Annotated in this window: 13 protein-coding genes; 9 read left to right on the top strand and 4 right to left on the bottom strand. The window is 66.3% G+C overall.

The window, feature by feature from the left end; all coding sequences use genetic code 11:
* Positions 1–89: 89 nt before the first annotated feature.
* Entirely contained in the window at positions 90–539 is a 450-nt protein-coding gene (locus MRBLMC3_RS13670; RefSeq protein WP_363829647.1) for a MarR family winged helix-turn-helix transcriptional regulator, read from the top strand.
* A 22-nt stretch (positions 540–561) separates the two neighbouring features.
* Here the strand turns inward: MRBLMC3_RS13670 and MRBLMC3_RS13665 are convergent, their stop codons facing one another.
* A complete protein-coding gene (locus MRBLMC3_RS13665) occupies positions 562–1458 on the bottom strand; it encodes a LysR family transcriptional regulator (protein ID WP_363829645.1) in 897 nt (298 codons plus the stop codon).
* A gap of 98 nt (positions 1459–1556) precedes the next feature.
* On the opposite strand from MRBLMC3_RS13665, the gene MRBLMC3_RS13660 reads away from it, so the two are divergent.
* The 5 genes from MRBLMC3_RS13660 (at position 1557) to MRBLMC3_RS13640 (ending at position 8892) form a co-directional block, all read left to right on the top strand.
* Positions 1557–2165 (top strand): TetR/AcrR family transcriptional regulator, encoded by a 609-nt coding sequence (locus MRBLMC3_RS13660; protein ID WP_363829643.1) that lies wholly within the window; start codon positions 1557–1559, stop codon positions 2163–2165.
* A 347-nt stretch (positions 2166–2512) separates the two neighbouring features.
* Entirely contained in the window at positions 2513–2881 is a 369-nt protein-coding gene (locus MRBLMC3_RS13655) for a hypothetical protein (RefSeq protein ID WP_363755816.1), read from the top strand.
* A gap of 40 nt (positions 2882–2921) precedes the next feature.
* Positions 2922–4172 (top strand): efflux RND transporter periplasmic adaptor subunit, encoded by a 1251-nt coding sequence (locus MRBLMC3_RS13650; RefSeq protein ID WP_363737393.1) that lies wholly within the window; start codon positions 2922–2924, stop codon positions 4170–4172.
* A 104-nt stretch (positions 4173–4276) separates the two neighbouring features.
* Positions 4277–7474 (top strand): efflux RND transporter permease subunit, encoded by a 3198-nt coding sequence (locus MRBLMC3_RS13645; protein ID WP_363829641.1) that lies wholly within the window; start codon positions 4277–4279, stop codon positions 7472–7474.
* An 11-nt stretch (positions 7475–7485) separates the two neighbouring features.
* A complete protein-coding gene (locus MRBLMC3_RS13640) occupies positions 7486–8892 on the top strand; it encodes a TolC family protein (RefSeq protein ID WP_363829638.1) in 1407 nt (468 codons plus the stop codon).
* 25 nt (positions 8893–8917) lie between these two features.
* On the opposite strand, the gene MRBLMC3_RS13635 is transcribed toward MRBLMC3_RS13640, so the two are convergent.
* The 3 genes from MRBLMC3_RS13635 to MRBLMC3_RS13625 all read right to left on the bottom strand — a co-directional run bounded on the left by MRBLMC3_RS13635 (position 8918) and on the right by MRBLMC3_RS13625 (position 12897).
* On the bottom strand, positions 8918–10705 hold the full coding sequence (locus MRBLMC3_RS13635) for a glycoside hydrolase family 127 protein (RefSeq protein WP_363830430.1): 1788 nt from the start codon (positions 10703–10705) through the stop codon (positions 8918–8920).
* 312 nt (positions 10706–11017) lie between these two features.
* Positions 11018–11905: a hypothetical protein gene (locus MRBLMC3_RS13630; protein WP_363829636.1), complete on the bottom strand. Its 888-nt coding sequence runs from the start codon at positions 11903–11905 to the stop codon at positions 11018–11020.
* A complete protein-coding gene (locus MRBLMC3_RS13625; RefSeq protein WP_363829634.1) occupies positions 11902–12897 on the bottom strand; it encodes an isopenicillin N synthase family dioxygenase in 996 nt (331 codons plus the stop codon). The genes MRBLMC3_RS13630 and MRBLMC3_RS13625 overlap by 4 nt, the downstream gene beginning before the upstream one ends.
* Before the next feature lie 103 nt (positions 12898–13000).
* On the opposite strand from MRBLMC3_RS13625, the gene MRBLMC3_RS13620 reads away from it, so the two are divergent.
* The 3 genes from MRBLMC3_RS13620 (at position 13001) to MRBLMC3_RS13610 (ending at position 16601) form a co-directional block, all read left to right on the top strand.
* The gene (locus MRBLMC3_RS13620) at positions 13001–13939 is read left to right on the top strand and encodes a LysR family transcriptional regulator (RefSeq protein WP_363829632.1); all 939 of its coding nucleotides are present in this window, start codon (positions 13001–13003) and stop codon (positions 13937–13939) included.
* 149 nt (positions 13940–14088) lie between these two features.
* The gene (locus MRBLMC3_RS13615; protein ID WP_363737399.1) at positions 14089–15036 is read left to right on the top strand and encodes a sterol desaturase family protein; all 948 of its coding nucleotides are present in this window, start codon (positions 14089–14091) and stop codon (positions 15034–15036) included.
* Entirely contained in the window at positions 15033–16601 is a 1569-nt protein-coding gene (locus MRBLMC3_RS13610) for a tetratricopeptide repeat-containing sulfotransferase family protein (RefSeq protein WP_363829629.1), read from the top strand. Before MRBLMC3_RS13615 ends, MRBLMC3_RS13610 begins: the two co-directional genes overlap by 4 nt.

Below are 16601 nucleotides of genomic sequence, written 5' to 3'. Positions count from 1 at the left end.
CTCCTGGCCGATTCCCCGGCCGCTATCTGGTATCAATTGTTACCATCATAGCGCTTTGCCAGGGAAGTATCAAATGTTACCAGATGGCAATGACCGGGAAAACGCTGCGCCTTGACGATTTCATCCCCTATCGCCTGTCCTTCACGGCGGCGTTGCTGAGCGACAGCATCGCGCAAAGCTATGAACGGCTGTTCGGCATCAGCATCGCCGAATGGCGTGTCATCGCCTGGGTGGCGGAGCGGGGGACGATCACGCAGCAGCAGATCTGCGCGCAGAGCCGCATGGACAAGGTGACGGTCAGCCGGGCCGCCATCGCGCTCACCGAACGCGGGATTGTCCAGCGCCTGCCCCATGCGCAGGACCGGCGATCGCATCTGCTGGCGCTGACGGAGGAAGGGCAGCGTCTGCATGACGCCATCGCCCCCAAGGCGCTGGAACTGGAAGGCCGGGTTTTTTCGCATTTCAGCGCGGAGGAAGTGGAGACGTTCGTCGCCATGTTGCGGCGGATCGATGCGATCGTGCTGGGTGATGCGGGATGAGGAGCGGAGGGGGAGATGCTCCTTAAATCCCGTCGATCCGCCCCGAAATGTCCCGCGCCACGGCCAGTACCGCCTGGGCTAGCGGCCCCAGCGGCGCACGGTCCGAGACGATCACGCCGATGCGGCTGCCGTCCTCCGCGTCGGGCAGGGCGAAGGTGCGTACCCAGTCCAGCCCGTCCAGCAGCATCGCATGGCTGTCGGGCACGATCGAGCAGAGCCGCCCCTGCCGGACCAGCGCGAACAGGGCGACATAACTGTCCGCCGTCACCACCGGACGCAGCGCGAGGCCCCGCTCGCCCAGGCGCGCGTCCAATATGCGCCGGTTCTGCATGCCCTGGTGCAGCAGGCACAACGGCAGGGCGGCCACATCCTCCCATTCGGGCGGACGCTTTTCATCCAGCACGCCCCGCGCCGCCACGAGCATGTAGCGTTCGACATAAAGCGGGGCGGCCAGCATGTGGGAGGGCGGCTCGAAATCCAGATAGGTGAGGCCCGCATCCAGTTCGAAGGCGGACAGTTCCCGCTCGATCTGGCGCGAGGTCAGCGCACGCACCGAGATGTTGAGGCCGGGATGCCGTTCCAGCAGCGACTCGACCAGCGGGCCGACGGCCGGCATCGCCGCGGGGATCGCGCCCAGCCGCAATTCGCCCTGCAACGGCCCCTTGGCGACGGCGGCCGCCTGCATCAGATTGTCGGTCGCCGCGACAAGCTGCTGCGCCCAGGGGAGGATCGCCCGGCCTTCCTCCGTCAGGCCCGCATAGCGGCGGTTGCGCAGGATCAGCCTTTTGCCCAGTTGCGCCTCCAGCGCGGAAATGCCGGCGGAAAGCGTGGGTTGCGACACATGGCATGCGGCCGCCGCCCGCGCGAAATGCCCCTCCCTCTCCAGAGCCAGGAAATATTGAAGGAGACGGGTCTGCATGCGTTTTACTCGCTGTTTTCCGGCTGATAGGACAAAGTGGCGCGCGGTAGAAGCCGGGTCTGGACGATGGGCGCCATCCGCACTATATACCGCTCGGTATGGAAACACAGACTCAGACAACGAGGGGAAGGCCGAGGGAGTTCGATCCCGAACAGGCGCTTAGCGCTGCGCTCACCGTTTTCTGGCGGCGCGGCTATGAAGGCGCGTCCATGGCCGAGCTGACCGAGGCGATGGGCATCACCAAGCCCAGCCTCTACGCCTGTTTCGGCAACAAGGAGTCGCTGTTCCGCAAGGCGCTCGACCTCTATGAGCGCGACAAGCTGTGCTACATCAGGTCGGCGCTGGATGAACCCACGGCGAAGGGCGTGGTCGAGCGGCTGCTGCGCGGTTCGCTGGCGATCCAGACCGGGGCGACCGATCCGCATGGCTGCCTGGGCGTGATCAGCGCGGTCGCCTGCGCCACCCAGGCCGAGTCGATCCGCGACGAGGTCATTGCGCGGCGCGCCTCATCCGACGCGGCCCTGGTCGCCCGGCTGGAACGGGCGCGCGAGGAAGGCGACTTCCCCGAGACGATCGAGCCGCAGGCGCTGGCCACCTATCTGACCGCCGTGATGCAGGGCATGGCCGTGCATGCCAGCGCCGGAATGTCGCGGGAGCTGCTGGAGCAGCTTGTGGAGACGACCCTGGCCGTCTGGCCAGGCAAGTGACGGAAAAGCAAGCCTTTCGGAATTAGATACCGAAAAATTACCAATCGGTATAAAAGTCCCTTGACCCTGCTGCTGCAGTACATTATATACCATTCAGTATTGAATGGACCTGCCACCGCAAAGGGGTCATAGGATGCGGACATTTCTGAAACTCTGTCGTCGCTGACGACCTGACGCGTGCAGCCCACCGGGGCAGCGCGACCTGACCATCATTTCATCCTTCGACGCGTGGCCCGACGGTCGCGCGGCGGAGAGGTTTTTTCCACGTTCGGCCGGGATGGCTTGCAGCGGACGACGACTTGTCGGCCCGGACATCCCGCCCTTGCGTCCTTTACAGGGGAATTGCCATGGCATTTCTGCAACTTGCCACGCTTGGCGAAGATGGCGGGACGATCGGTGCGGCAGCGGCGCCGAATGCCGGTTTCGCGCCCGTCGAATGGCAGATCATCCAGCTTGCACGGCGGGACGGGCTGGCGTCGCTGCGCGCGCCGAACCGTTGGGACCGGCTGATAAGCTGGATATTCGGAGAGCGGGCCAATCCGCGCCTTGCCAACGGGCGGCTGGAAAGCCTGCGCCGCCTGGCGGTCGACGCCTGGCATCGCGGCTATACGGTGCGCCCGTCCTTCCTGAAGGCGTTTCTCAAGGCTGGCTTCAGCGAAGGCCAGCTTGAGACGCTGCTCGCCAATATCAGCGCGCAAAGACGCGCCGCCTTTTGATCAGGGCGCCTGCCGCCCCAAGGTTCCCGGAGTTGACACTATGAACATGCACAGCCCCATCGACATCGACACCCGGTCGGCAAGCCCCCTTGTCCGCTGGCGAAAGCGTCATGTTTCGCTGGGCGTCATCGCGCTGGCCCTGGTCGGGGGCGTGACGTGGAAGCTGCTCGACAGGCCGGAGGCGCAGGCCGCCGCCACCCCGCTGGTCACCGTGGGCATATCCGCCCCGCTGACCCGCGCGGTGACGCAATGGGACGAATATGTCGGTCGCTTCGCCCCCAGCCAGACGGTGGAGATCCGCCCGCGCGTCTCGGGGTCGGTGACGGCCATTCATTTCAGGGACGGCGACTATGTGAAGGCCGGGCAACTGCTCTTCACCATCGACCAGCGGCCCTTCCTGGCGGCCCTGGCGGAAGCGAAGGCCAGCACCGCCAGCGCCCGCAGCGCGCTGCTGCTGGCGCAGAATGACTATAGCCGCGTCCAGCGCCTGACCGGGGACGAGGCGGTTTCGGCCAGCGAGGTGGATTCGCTGAGGTCCCGCCTGCAGGCGGCGCAGGCCGCGCTGGCGGGCGCGCAGGCACGCGAGCGGCAGCGGGCGCTGGACGTCGAGTTCACGCAGGTCCGCGCGCCGATTTCGGGGCGCGTTTCGGACCGGCGGGTGGATATCGGCAATCTGGTCTCGGCGGGCGAAGGCACCGGCGCGACGCTGCTGACGACGGTCAACAAGCTGGACCCCATCTACTTCAACTTCGACGCGTCGGAGGCGCTGTACCTGAAGTCGCAGCGTGACAAGGGCGCGGGCGGCGCGGTCGAGGTCCGGTTGCAGGACGAAGCCGACTACCGGCACAAGGGCCGGCTCGACTTCACCGACAATGGGCTGGACCCGCGTTCGGGGACGATCCGGGTGCGCGCCGTGTTCGACAATGCGGACATGTTCCTGACGCCGGGGATGTTCGGCAATATGCGGCTGGCCAATGGCGGCAAGGTCAATGCCCTGCTGGTGCCTGACGAGGCCATCCAATCCGATCAGGCGCGCAAGACCGTGCTGGTGGTCGGGCGGGACGACAGCGTCGCGGCCAAGCCGGTGGAACTGGGCCCCGTGGTCGACGGGCTGCGCATCATCCGGTCGGGGCTGACGCCCGGCGACCGGGTCATCGTGTCGAACATCCAGGCAGCCATGCCCGGCGCGAAGGTCGCGACCAGGCCGGTGGTCATCACGGCCAGCCCGGCGCCGGTTGCGCCGACGGATAGCGCCGCGCCGATAGCTGCCCAGGCAACCTTCGCGCGATAGCCCCCGGAACAGCGTGCTCCTGCCTTCGCAGGGGCACCGAGAATATAGCCGATCCGTCCCCCCGGATCGCAAACCCCTTTTCACGCCATCGAGGAATTCGTCCGATGCGCCTCTCCCGTTTCTTCATCGACCGGCCGATCTTCGCCGCCGTGATCGCGGTGGTCATCACCGTGATCGGCGGACTCGCCTTTGTCGGCCTGCCCGTTTCGCAATATCCCGACATCGTGCCGCCCACGGTCACGGTTTCGGCCCAATATCCCGGCGCCTCCGCCGAAACCGTCGCGTCGACCGTTGCCGCGCCGATCGAGCAGGAGATCAACGGCGTCGACGACATGCTTTACCAGAGCAGCCAGTCGACCGGCGACGGCAAGGTCACGATCACCGTCACCTTCAAGGTCGGCACCGACCTGGACGCCGCGCAGGTGCTGGTCCAGAACCGCGTCGCCGTCGCCATTCCGCGCCTGCCGGAAGAGGTGCAGCGGCTGGGCGTCGTCACCCGCAAGACGACGCCGGAATTCCTGATGGTCGTCAACCTGCAGTCGCCCGACGGGACGTTCGACCGCAATTATATCTCCAACTATGCGCTGACGCAGGTGCGCGACCGGCTGGCGCGGCTGGACGGCGTGGGCGATGTGCAGCTTTTCGGATCGCGCGACTATGCCATGCGCATCTGGATCGACCCCGATCGCGCCGCCGCGCTCAACCTGACGGCGGGCGAGATCGTGCAGGCCCTGCGCGCCCAGAATGTGCAGGTGTCCGCCGGGGCCATCGGCCAACCGCCCTATGACGCCGGTTCGCATGGGAGTGAAGCCTTCCAGCTTGGCGTCGAGATGCAGGGCCGCCTGACCGAGCCACAGCAATTTGCCGACATCGTCATCCGCAGCGATGCGGACGGCCGCCAGGTGCGCGTGGGCGACGTCGCCCGCGTCGAGCTGGGCGCGCAGGATTATGGCATCAACACCTATCTGTCGAACAAGCCCACCGTCGTCATCGCGGCGATGCAGCGTCCCGGCTCCAACGCGCTGGACGCGGCGGAGAAGGTGAAGGCGGAGATGGAGCAGCTGTCCAGGCGCTTCCCCAAGGGGCTGGAATACAGCGTCATCTACAATCCGACCGAATTCATCAGCCAGTCCATCGACGCCGTCTATCACACGCTGTTCGAAGCCGTGATCCTGGTCGTCATCGTCATCCTGGTCTTCCTCCAGAACTGGCGCGCCGCGGTCATCCCGATCATCGCCATTCCGGTTTCGCTGATCGGGACGGCGGCGGTCCTGGCCGCCCTGGGCTATTCGCTGAACAACCTCTCCCTGTTCGGGCTGGTGCTGGCCATCGGCATCGTCGTCGACGACGCCATCGTCGTGGTGGAGAATGTGGAGCGCAATATCGAGCGGGGCATGTCGCCGCTGGAGGCCGCCCGCATCTCCATGGACGAGGTCTCGACGGCCCTGATCGCCATCGTCCTCGTCCTGTGCGCGGTGTTCGTGCCCACGCTGTTCATCACCGGCATTTCGGGCGCCTTCTACAAGCAGTTCGCCGTCACCATTTCGACCGCGACGATCATTTCGCTGATCCTGTCGCTGACGCTGTCTCCGGCGGCGGCCGCGCTGCTGCTGAAGTCGAAGCATGACGGACATGACCTGCGCGATGCGCCGCGCTGGCGCCGGCTGGCGGCGCGGGCCGCCGACCGCTTCAATCGCGGCTTCGACCGGCTGAGCGCGGGCTATGGGCGGCTTACCCGCTTCCTCGTCGCGCGGCCCAAGAAGATGCTGCTGACCTATTCGGGGCTGATCGCCGCCACCATCGCCCTGTTCTGGGTGACGCCCGGCGGCTTCATCCCGGCGCAGGACCAGGGCTATTTCCTGGCGGTGGTGCAGCTTCCCTCCGGCGCGTCGCTGGAGCGCACCGACAAGGTGACGCGGGACGTCGCGGCGAGGATCCTGCCCATCAAGGGGCTGCGCGGCGCGGTGATGTTCGCCGGGTTCCACGGGCCGTCCCAGACGCAGGCGCCCAACAGCGCCGCCATCTACTTCCCGTTCAAGACCTTCGCCGAGCGGAAGGCGGAAGGCGTCACCTATGCCGGGATCATGGAGCAGGCGAGCAAGGCAGTCGCCGGTTATGACAAGGCCCGCATCCTGTTGCTGCCGCCGCCGACCATCACCGGCCTGGTGCCGCCGGGCGGTTTCCGCATGATGATCCAGGACCGCGAGGACCATGGCTATGCCGAACTGAACAGGCAGGCGCAGGACTTCATCGCCAAGGCCAACCAGACCCCCGGCCTCAAGATGGTCTACACCCTGTTCGACGTCGGCACGCCCCGCATCTATGCCAATGTGGATCGCCGCAAGGCCGACCTGCTGGGCGTACCGCCGGAACGCGTGTTCGAAGCGATGCAGGTCTATCTGGGTTCGGCCTTCGTCAACGACTTCAACCTGCTGGGCCGCACCTATCGCGTCACGGCGCAGGCCGATGCCGGCCATCGCGACACGGTGGCGGACATCGCCAACCTGAAGACCCGGTCGAACAGCGGGCAGATGGTGCCGATCGGTTCGGTCTCGACCTTCAGGGACAAGACCGGCCCCTATCGCGTGGTCCGCTACAACCTGCTTCCCGCGGTGGAGATCGACGGCGATACGGCGCCCGGCTACAGCAGCGGCCAGTCGCTGACGACGATGGAGAAGCTCGCCTCCACCACCCTTCCCGCCGGTTATGGCAGGGAGTGGACAGGCGTCGCCTATCAGCAGGTGATCGCCGGCAACACCGCCGGGATCGTCTTCGCCATGGCGGTCTTCTTCGTCTTCCTGGTGCTGGCGGCGCAATATGAAAGCCTGACCCTGCCGCTGTCGATCATCCTGATCGTGCCGATGTGCCTGTTCGCGGCCATGCTGGGCGTGAACCTGCGCGGGATGGACAACAACATCCTGACGCAGATCGGGCTGGTCGTGCTGATCGCGCTGGCGGCGAAGAACGCCATCCTGGTGGTCGAGTTCGCAAAGCAGGCCGAGGAGGAACAGGGGCTGTCACCCGTCGACGCCGCGGTGCAGGCCGCCCAGACCCGCCTGCGGCCGATCCTGATGACCAGCTTCGCCTTCATCCTGGGCGCGGTGCCGCTGGTGATCGCGAGCGGGGCCGGCGCGGAACTGCGGCAGGCCTTGGGTACGGCGGTCTTCTTCGGCATGACCGGCGTGACGGCGTTCGGCCTGCTCTTCACCCCCACTTTCTATGTCGTGTGCCGCGCATTGGGCGACCGCTTTTCCCGCAAGGGCAAGGGTCAGGCCCCCGCCGCGCTGCAACCCGCCGAATAAGGAACGGCACGATGATCAAGACTCTCCTCCCCCTCCTGCTGGGCGCGTCCGCCCTGACGGCCTGCGCCGCGGGGCCGGACTACAAGGCCCCGGCAACACCCACCGCCGCTGCGGGCGCGTTCATCGGCGCGACCGGCCCGGCAGTCAGCACGGCGCAGGCCGACGACCATTGGTGGCGGCTCTACAGCGATCCGGTGCTGGACGGGCTGGTGCAGGATGCGCTGAAGGCCAACACCGACATCCGCGTGGCGGTCGCCCGGCTGGAAAAGGCCCGCGCCCAGTTGCGCGGCGCCCGTTCCGACAGATTGCCGCAGACGAGGTTGAGCGGTTCGCCCAGCTATGGCCGGGCGTCGGCCGCGCAGACGCTGCCTGGTGCAGACCGCGAAAACTGGACCATCGATGCGGGGATGAACGTCGCCTATGAGGTCGATCTGTTCGGGCGCGTGAAGCGCAGCATCGAGGCGGCCAGGGGCGACGTCAACGCCGCGTCGGCCGATGCCGACGCCGTGCGCGTGGCGGTGGTCGCCGACACGGTGCGCGCCTATGTCGACGCCACCAGCTCGGCCGAGCGCATCGCCGTGGCGCAGCGCACGGTCGCCCTGCTCGACAACAGCATCCGCATCACCAACGCCCGGTTCGAGGTCGGCCGGTCGGACCGGCTGGACGTGATCCGCGTGACGGCGCTGCGCGACCAGCAGGCGGCGATCATCCCCAGCCTGATCGCGGACCGGGACGGCGCGCTGTTCCGGCTGGCGACGCTGACGGGCCGGGCGCCGCAGCAATTGCCCGCCCCCATCCGCGACCAGGAGAAGACGCCCGACCTCAGCCAGCCCATCCCGGTCGGCGACGGCCGCGCATTGCTGGCCCGCCGGCCGGACGTGCGCGCGGCGGAACAGAGGCTGGCCGCCGATACCGCACGGATCGGCGTGGCGACGGCGGATCTCTATCCGCGCATCACGCTGGGCGGATCGATCGGCACGACGGCCATTGGTGGCGGCGATATTCTGGGCGGCGGCCCCTTTCGCTGGCTACTGGGGCCGCTGATCAACTGGGCCTTTCCCAACCAGGAAGCCAATCGCGCCCGGATCGCGGCGGCCAGGGCCGATGCCGACGGATCGCTGGCGAGCTTTGACGGGACAGTCCTGCAGGCGCTGGAGGAAACGGAAACGGCGCTGTCGGTCTATGCCCATGCGCTGGAGCGCCGCGATACGTTGAAGGCGGCGCGGGAGGCGGCGGACAGGGCCGCGCGCATCAGCCTCGCCCGGCAGCGGGAGGGGCAGATCGACTTTCTGACCGTGCTGGATGCGCAGCGGACGCTGGCGGCGGCGGAAGGCGACCTTGCGGCGGCCAACCGCGCCGTGGCCTTCGCGCAGGTCGACCTGTTCAGGGCATTGGGCGGAGGGTGGACGACAGGCTGACCGTTTGGGACTTGGCGGGGACGCTCTATGCCGGCTCCACCCGCCAATAGGTCGCATAGCGTTCATGCGCGATGCGGTGATAGGGGATGAGCCGGACCGGCGTGCCGTCCTTCGCCGCGATGGTGAATTCCAGCGGGGCTGCGCCGGGCCTGATCTGTTGCGCCAGCGCCTTCGGATCGCCGGCAAGGGTCGGCACGGCGACGGCGCCCCCATTATATTCGCCATATTTGCGTTCGTTGACGATGATGTCGGCGCCCGGGGCCAGGCCCTGCCTGCCAAGCGCGCCCGCCAGGACGATCGGTCCATAGGTGAAGGCGACGATGTCCGGCGCGGCGGGTGTGCTTTCGACCACAGCTTCCATGGCGAGGCGCAGCTCCACCCGGTCGCCGTCCTGCCACAGGCGGTCGACCTCGACATAGCTGCCGGGCGTCGAGGAGCGCAGCACCTCCTGTCCGTTGACCGACACCGTGGCGGTGCGGCTCCAGCGGGGATGGCGCAGGCGCAGCGCGATCTGCGCTGGGGCGCGGAGTTTCCATTGCAGGCTGGTCACGGGTGCGTCGGGGAAGGCGGTGCGCTGGACCAGTTCCGCGCCCTTTTCCCGCCACAGCACCGAGGATGGCAGGAACAGATTGACATAGAGCGCGCGGTCATCGTGAAAATAGATGGAATCCCGGTATTTCACGTGATTTTCCATGCCGGTCCCGGTGCAGCACCAGAAGCTGTCCTCCGGCGTGTGGTAGAGCTTCATATAGCCGGGCCGCGCGCCCTGGAAATAGGTCGTCATGCCGCTGTCCGGATCCTGCGAGGCGAGGATGCCGTTATAGAGCGTGCGTTCATGATAATCGGCGTAATCCGCCTGCGGATCCTGCATGAAGAGCAGCCGCGCCAGTTTCAGCATATTGTGCTGGCAGCAGGTTTCCGATCCCTTGGCCGAGAAGACGTGCCGGTCGAAATCCGCCATGGCGAAGAAATGTTCATTGTCGCCATGGCCGCCCGTCGCGAAGGAGCGGGTGTGGGCGACCGTGCGGAAGAAGAAGGCGGCCGCCCTGGCGTAGCGATCATCGCCGGTTACTTCATAGACGCGCTGGAAGCCGACGACCTTGGGCACATTGGTGTTGGCGTGCATGCCGTCCAGCAGGTCGCGGCCCTCCGCCAGGGGTTCCATCACCGCCTGGTGGGAGAAGCGCCGGGAGAGATGCCGATATTCCTCCCTGCCGGTCATGGCGAAAAGGTCGGCATAGATTTCGTTCATGCCGCCATGTTCGGTGGCCAGCATCGCTTCGAACTGCGCGGCGGAAAGCGGGCGGGTGGCGGCCACGCCCCAGTCGGCCAGCCGGATCAGCACGTCGCGCGCCGCTGCGCTGTCGGCCAGCAGCGCGCCGTCGCGAAGGCCCGCATAGACCTTGTGCAGCGTGTACCAGGGAACGCCGGTGATCCTTTCCCCGCGGATGTGCGCAGCCACCAGCGCCGGGCCGTCGGGAAAGGCACAGACCAGCCCCGATCCCGCCGCCTTCTGACAGGCCGCCAGTTCGCCCGCTATATAGTCGACGCGCTGCCTGAAGCGCCGGTCCTTCGTGGAGCGATAGGCAAGCGCGCAGGCGGAAAGATAATGGCCCAGCGTGTGGCCGTGGCAGTTTATGTCAGCCCAGGTCGGTTCCGATTCCCATCCGCCATAGACCGGCGCCTTTGGCTTCAGCCCCGCATTGGCGCGGAAATTATGCAGCATCCGGTCGGGCTGGAGCCGCAGCAGATAGGCCTCCGTCATGCGCTGGGCGTGGAGGAACGGCCCCTCCCCCAGGGTCACGTCCGCCATGTCGAAGGCTTTGAGCCGGGGCGGCCGCGCCACGCTGTCCGCCGCACCCGCCTGCGCCGCGAAGGATGGCTGCACGCCGCCGAAGCCGGCGGCGATCGCGGCCGCACCCGCGCCGCCGAGCAGCCCCCGACGCGTGGGTTGGATGCTGGGCAGTTGGTGGGACACGCGCTTCTCTCCTGGCCGGGCATGGGTCGCCATGCCGCTGCCGAGAATTGGTATCGTTATACTCATACAAAATGCAAGGCCGATGATCGGCTGGTTGTTGACGACGGCGCCGACCGGACCAGCCGTCGCAGCGCGATCGGGCGGCGGTCAGGATGCGATCGCGGCGTGCCGGAAAAGATGGGATCGCTCCTTCTCCATCCACTCCGCTGTCTGGGACGCGCCCTCCGTCTGTCGATCGAATGTGAAATCAGGCAGGTGGATGTCGATGGCGAAGCGCAACCGGCAGCGCCTGCCTCCCACCCGCCGCGAGAGCAGGACGCTGCCGTCCGGCTGAAGCGCGAACGTCCCCGACGCGATCTGCCGGCCGACCCTGCCGCCTTGCGTACTGTGCGTGATGGTCCGGCCATCCAGCGCCACCGACACCTCATAGCTTTCGATCTCTTCCGGCGTGAGCAGCCGGTCCGTCAGCGCCTGGTCCAGACCGGTGGCATTGCGCAGGGCCGCGTCCAGTCGCGGCAATCGGGATTGCGCATAGGCGACATGGTTTCCCGCGATGATCAACCCGCCGTCCATCGGCAGGTCCTGCCCCATATCCTCGTCATGCAGGCTCAGGAGCCGCAGGCCAAGGAGAGGGCCGCGAAAGGATTGTTGCCGCCAATCCTCGACATAGGCGCCCGATGGGGCGAATTCGAGCACGCTGTTGCCCATGAAGCGCAGCTCCGCCGGTTCCGGCCACTGGTTGCGCGGCTGGTAGCTTCTGGCGATCGACCAGGACATTTGCTGCCTTTCCTCATCCCACAGCGTGTCGCCGACCCAGCCCTGCCGGTCGGACACCGATGTGGCGGCGCCGTCGGGCAGCCGCAGGTCGAGCGTGAAGCTGCGCGACTGGAACCAGTAGACCACGGTCGCCTCATCCGTCACGCCGGTGCAGAAGGTGATGCTCTTGCGCCGGAAAGCCCCCAGCAGGCGGCGCGGAAAGGCCGGCTGGGCCGGAACCACCGGGGGCAGCGCATGAGGCAAGTCGGCCAGCCTCATGCGCCCGGCTTTCCCGCACGCCGCCCGAAGGAATCGAGCGGCATGGCGTTGGCCAGCACCAGTTCCCCCTTCGCGATCCGGCGCTTGAGATAGGCGAAGGTCTGCGCCGTCTGGTTGAACAGGTGTTCACCACCCCTGAGCGGCGGATAGCGGGGTGTTTCGCCCGGCACCAGCGGGGCCACGACATAGTCATAGTCGCAGGCGTGGAAGAAGGGGAAGGAGTAGCGCTGCTGCGCCACTTTCTTCACGCGATGGGTCGTCGCGACATAGCGCCCGTTGGACAGGATCTCCATCATGTCGCCAATGTTCATGATCATCGCGCCATCCATCAGCGGCACGTCCACCCAGTCGCCGTTCCGGTCGAGAATCTGCAGGCCCGCCGCCGTGGCGAAGAGCAGGGTGAAGCATTCATAGTCGGTATGGGCGCCTATGCCCGGCCTGTCCTGCGCGCTGGAATCGAACGGATAGTGGATGAGCCGCAACTGGCTGGGCGGGTTCCGGCGATGCGCGTCGAAATGATCCTCCTCCAGCCCCAGCGCCAGCGCGAAGGCGCGGAAAATCTGGCCGCCAATGTCCGACAGGTGCCGGTAATATGCCGACACGTCCTCGCGAAATCCGGGCATTTCGGGCCAGTTGTTCGGGCCCAGCAGCGGCCGGCGATCGTCAGGCCGCAGATAGTCGCGGTTGATGTCATAGGCTTCCTTGAGATCGCTGGTGCCCGTGCCGAACTGCTCCTCTCCCACGGGCACATAGCCGCTGTGGTTCTGCGAATGGCCGATATAGCTGGCCATCTTCGCCTCATGGTCCAGCGCGAAATACGCCTTGGCCCGCGCGACAAGGCGGCGAAACAGTGCCCAGTCCAACTGCGCCCCGCCAATATAGAGAAAGCCCGCATCGGTGCAGGCGCGGTCCAGCGCGCGGGCTACGTCAAGCCTGTCCTTGCGGGAAGCGCTTGCCAGCCTGGATATGTCGACAAAGGGAAGGACAGCCATGGCGCAACGCTAGGCGAAGCGGGGCATAGGCATAGATGGGACGATTCGATGATTTCCATTGATTTGATCTATGACCACGTCATTCTGGCGAAGGAGGCGGAACATGAGTGATCGATCGATCCTAGTCGACAAGAGGTTCGCAAGCCGTGTCGACTGGAACCTGATGCGCACCTTCGTCGACATCGTCCGCGCCGGCGGGATCGGTGCGGCGGCGCGGCAGCTCAACCGGCAGCAGCCGAGCATCAGCGCGGCGCTCAAGCGGCTGGAGGATCATGTCGGCGTCACGCTGCTCCACCGCACGGCGACCGGCGTGGAGATGACGGCGGCCGGCAAGGCGATGATGGCGCTTTGCGAGGACATGCTCGAATCGGCGCAGATGATGCCGCACCAGATCGCCCAGGCGACCAAGCGGGTCGAGGGGATCGTTCGCATCCAGATCATATCCGGTCTGGTTTCGCCGGAATTCGACGAGGCGATCGCAAGCCTGCACCGGCGCAACCCGGCCATCCACATCGAGATCCGGGTGTCGCCCTGGCGTCAGGTGCTCGATGCGCTGGAACAGGGGGAGGTCGAGATCGGCGTCGGCTATGACAGCAGCGTTCGCGGCAGCCTGATGTACGAGCCGCTCCTGGTGGAGCGCCAGCAGCTCTATTGTTCCCGCTACAGCCCCTATTTCGGATATCGGCTGAACCGCCTCCACGACCTCAGGGACGAGGGATTCGTCCTTACCGGAGACGATGAGATCGAGTTGATCACCCATCTGCGCCGCCGATACCGGCTGGGAACGAAGGTGAACGGCCTGGCCGAGGACATCAACGAGGCGAAGCGGCTGATCGTCCAGGGTGTCGGCATCGGCTTCCTGCCGGTGCTGGCGGCCGAGGATGATGTGGCGCGCGAAAGGCTGTGGCCGATCCTGGATGTGGATACCGAGCCGTCCTACGACATCTTCCTCCTGTCCCGTTCCGAACGCGCCCGCGACACGGCCACGCAGCTTTTCTGGGACGAGGTGATCCGCAGGTTGCGGGCAAAGACCAGGACATAGATCTGATCTATGCATTGCATCAAAACTTTGCGTCTGCCCGATTGACGCAGCGCAGCACAGCCTTCCCATCCGAATGAAAGCCACGCCTGTCCGACGGAATCGCCTGTCGGCGCAAGCGGGCGGGAAACGGCCGGGGAACGGGAAGCGCGATGAAGGACAGGATCTTCAACTCCATGCCGCCCGCGATGATCGCTGCGGTGTTGCTGTTCTGGGCCTATGGTCCGAAGGCCTTGCTGGATCACCCGTGGACGTTCGTGGTGATGTCGCCCCTCATCACCATCATCGTCCTGCTCCTGGAGCTGGTCCATGAACGCCATTCGGGCTGGCGGATGAACAGGCAGGAATTCTTCACCGACCTGTTCTACAATATTCTGAGCGCAACCGTCATATCCTGGGTTTCGACGAAGCTTGCCGAGGATCCGCTCAAGGCGGCCAAGGCTTCGCTGGGCATCACCACGGAATGGGCCATGCACATGCCATGGCTGCTGCAGGTGGCGCTGGTGGTGTTCCTGATCGAATTCGGCCAATATTGGATGCATCGGTTGATGCACAACAGCACGCCCTTCTGGCTGACGCATGCCCCGCATCACCACCTGACCCAGTTGAACGCCGCGAAGGGCGCGGTGGGCAACCCCATAGAGCTGGTGCTGATCAGCCTGAGCGTGGTGGCGCTGTTCGACCTCGACAACAGCGCCGTGTTCGCGGCGATCAACGTGCTGGGGGTGATCTCCACCTTCGCCCACGCCAATGTCCGCGCCGATCCGCCGATCTGGTACGCCTTCTTCTTCACGACGATCCGCCACCACAGCCTGCACCATTCGACGGATTATGAAAGCACGCGCTGCAATTACGGCAATTCGCTGATCCTGCTGGACCGCATCTTCGGCACCTATCGGGAAGGCGAGTCCGCGCTGGTCGGCCAGGATGACCGCCGCCGCCTGTCGATCTGGGAACAGACCCTATTCCCCTTCCAGCCCCTGATCGACAGGGCCCGGGCCGGCAAGGGCGCGGCGCGGGTCCGGGGGAGCATGGCCGACGGCCAGATCGAGGCCGATGCCGCCGTCCAGAACGCCGTGGAAGGCGCGGCACCGGCATGACGACGATGTTCGCCCGGCAGGTCAGCGCCGCGCGAAACGCGCTGATGCGGGGCGACATCCAGGCGACGCGCCAGATTGCCGCCACAATGGTGGCGAACAATCCCACGGAGGCCGAAGGCCATTTCCTGCTTGGCGTCGCGGAGTCGAATGCCGGGCACATCCAGGCCGGGCTCCGCCATCTGGATCAGGCGGTGGCGATCGACCCCAGGGGGGAATATCGCGCGCAGCTCGCCAGGCTGCTGATCATGATCCGCCGGGACGGCGATGCCGCAGCGACGCTGCGGGAGGCCGAAGCGGCGCCGCCCGCCGATGCGTTCAGCCGCGATACCATCGGTTGCGTCTATGCCCGGCTGGGGAACCATGCCGCCGCGCTGGCGCATTTCAACGAAGCGGTCCGGCTGGAGCCGCAGAACGGCAATTATCGCTACAATCAGGCCGTCACGCTCAACTTCCTGGGCCGGGCGGAAGAGGCCGATGCCGCGCTGGAGGCGCTGATCGCCCTCGCGCCCGGCGATGCCCGCGCCCACCATCTGCTGGCCGGCATCCGCAAGCAGACGCCGGCATGCAATCATGTCGAGCGGCTGGAACGGACGCTGGGCGGCACCGGCGACGGTCGAGGGCGGCTGCTGCTCAGCTATGCGCTGGCGAAGGAGCTGGAGGACATCGGGCGGCCGGACGACGCGCTGGCGCGGCTTTGCGTCGCGAACGCCGAACATCGCCGGACCTTGCCCTATGCCTTCGCGCGTGACGCCGCGCTGTTCGACGCGATCGAGGCAGCCTGGCCGCTGCCGCAGGCGATCGGGCCATCCACGGCCGATCCGATCTTCATCATCGGCATGCCGCGCACCGGCACGACGCTGGTCGACCGCATCCTCTCCTCCCATCCGCAGGTCGAAAGCGCGGGCGAACTGCAGGCCATGCCGCTGGCCGTGAAGAAGGCTGGCGGCACGCGCACGTCCACGGTGATGGATGCGGAAACGATCGCAGCCGCGGCGCAGGCCGACATGGCGGCGATCGGGCGCGACTATCTGGAACGGGCCAGCCACCATCGGCGCGACGCAACCCTTCGGTTCATCGACAAGTTTCCCGGCAATTTCTTCTACGCCGGTTTCATTGCGCGGGCGCTGCCCTCGGCCAGGATCATCTGCCTGCGCCGCGATCCCATGGATACGGTGCTCAGCAATTTCCGGAACCTGTTTGCCGTCGGCTCTCCCTATTATGACTATAGCTACGACCTTCTGGATACCGCCGCTTATCATGTCCGCTTCGATCGGCTGATGGTCCGGTGGCGCCAGGCCCTGCCCGGCCAGTTGATCGAGCTGCGCTACGAGGATCTCGTTGCCGATCTGGAGGGTGAGACGCGCCGGCTTCTTGCCCATTGCGGGCTGGACTGGTCGGAGGATTGCCTGTCCTTCCACAGCAATAATGCCCCGGTTTCCACCCCCAGCGCCGCCCAGGTGCGACAGCCGATCTACACCGGATCGGTCGGGCGGTGGAAACGGCATGCGGCGGTGCTGGAGCCGGTGCGCCGCTATTTCGAGCAGGCCGGGATCGACATCCCATGA

The organism is Sphingobium sp. LMC3-1-1.1, assembly GCF_040676285.1.
GTDB lineage: Bacteria > Pseudomonadota > Alphaproteobacteria > Sphingomonadales > Sphingomonadaceae > Sphingobium.
This window is presented reverse-complemented; position numbering and strand designations above follow the sequence as displayed.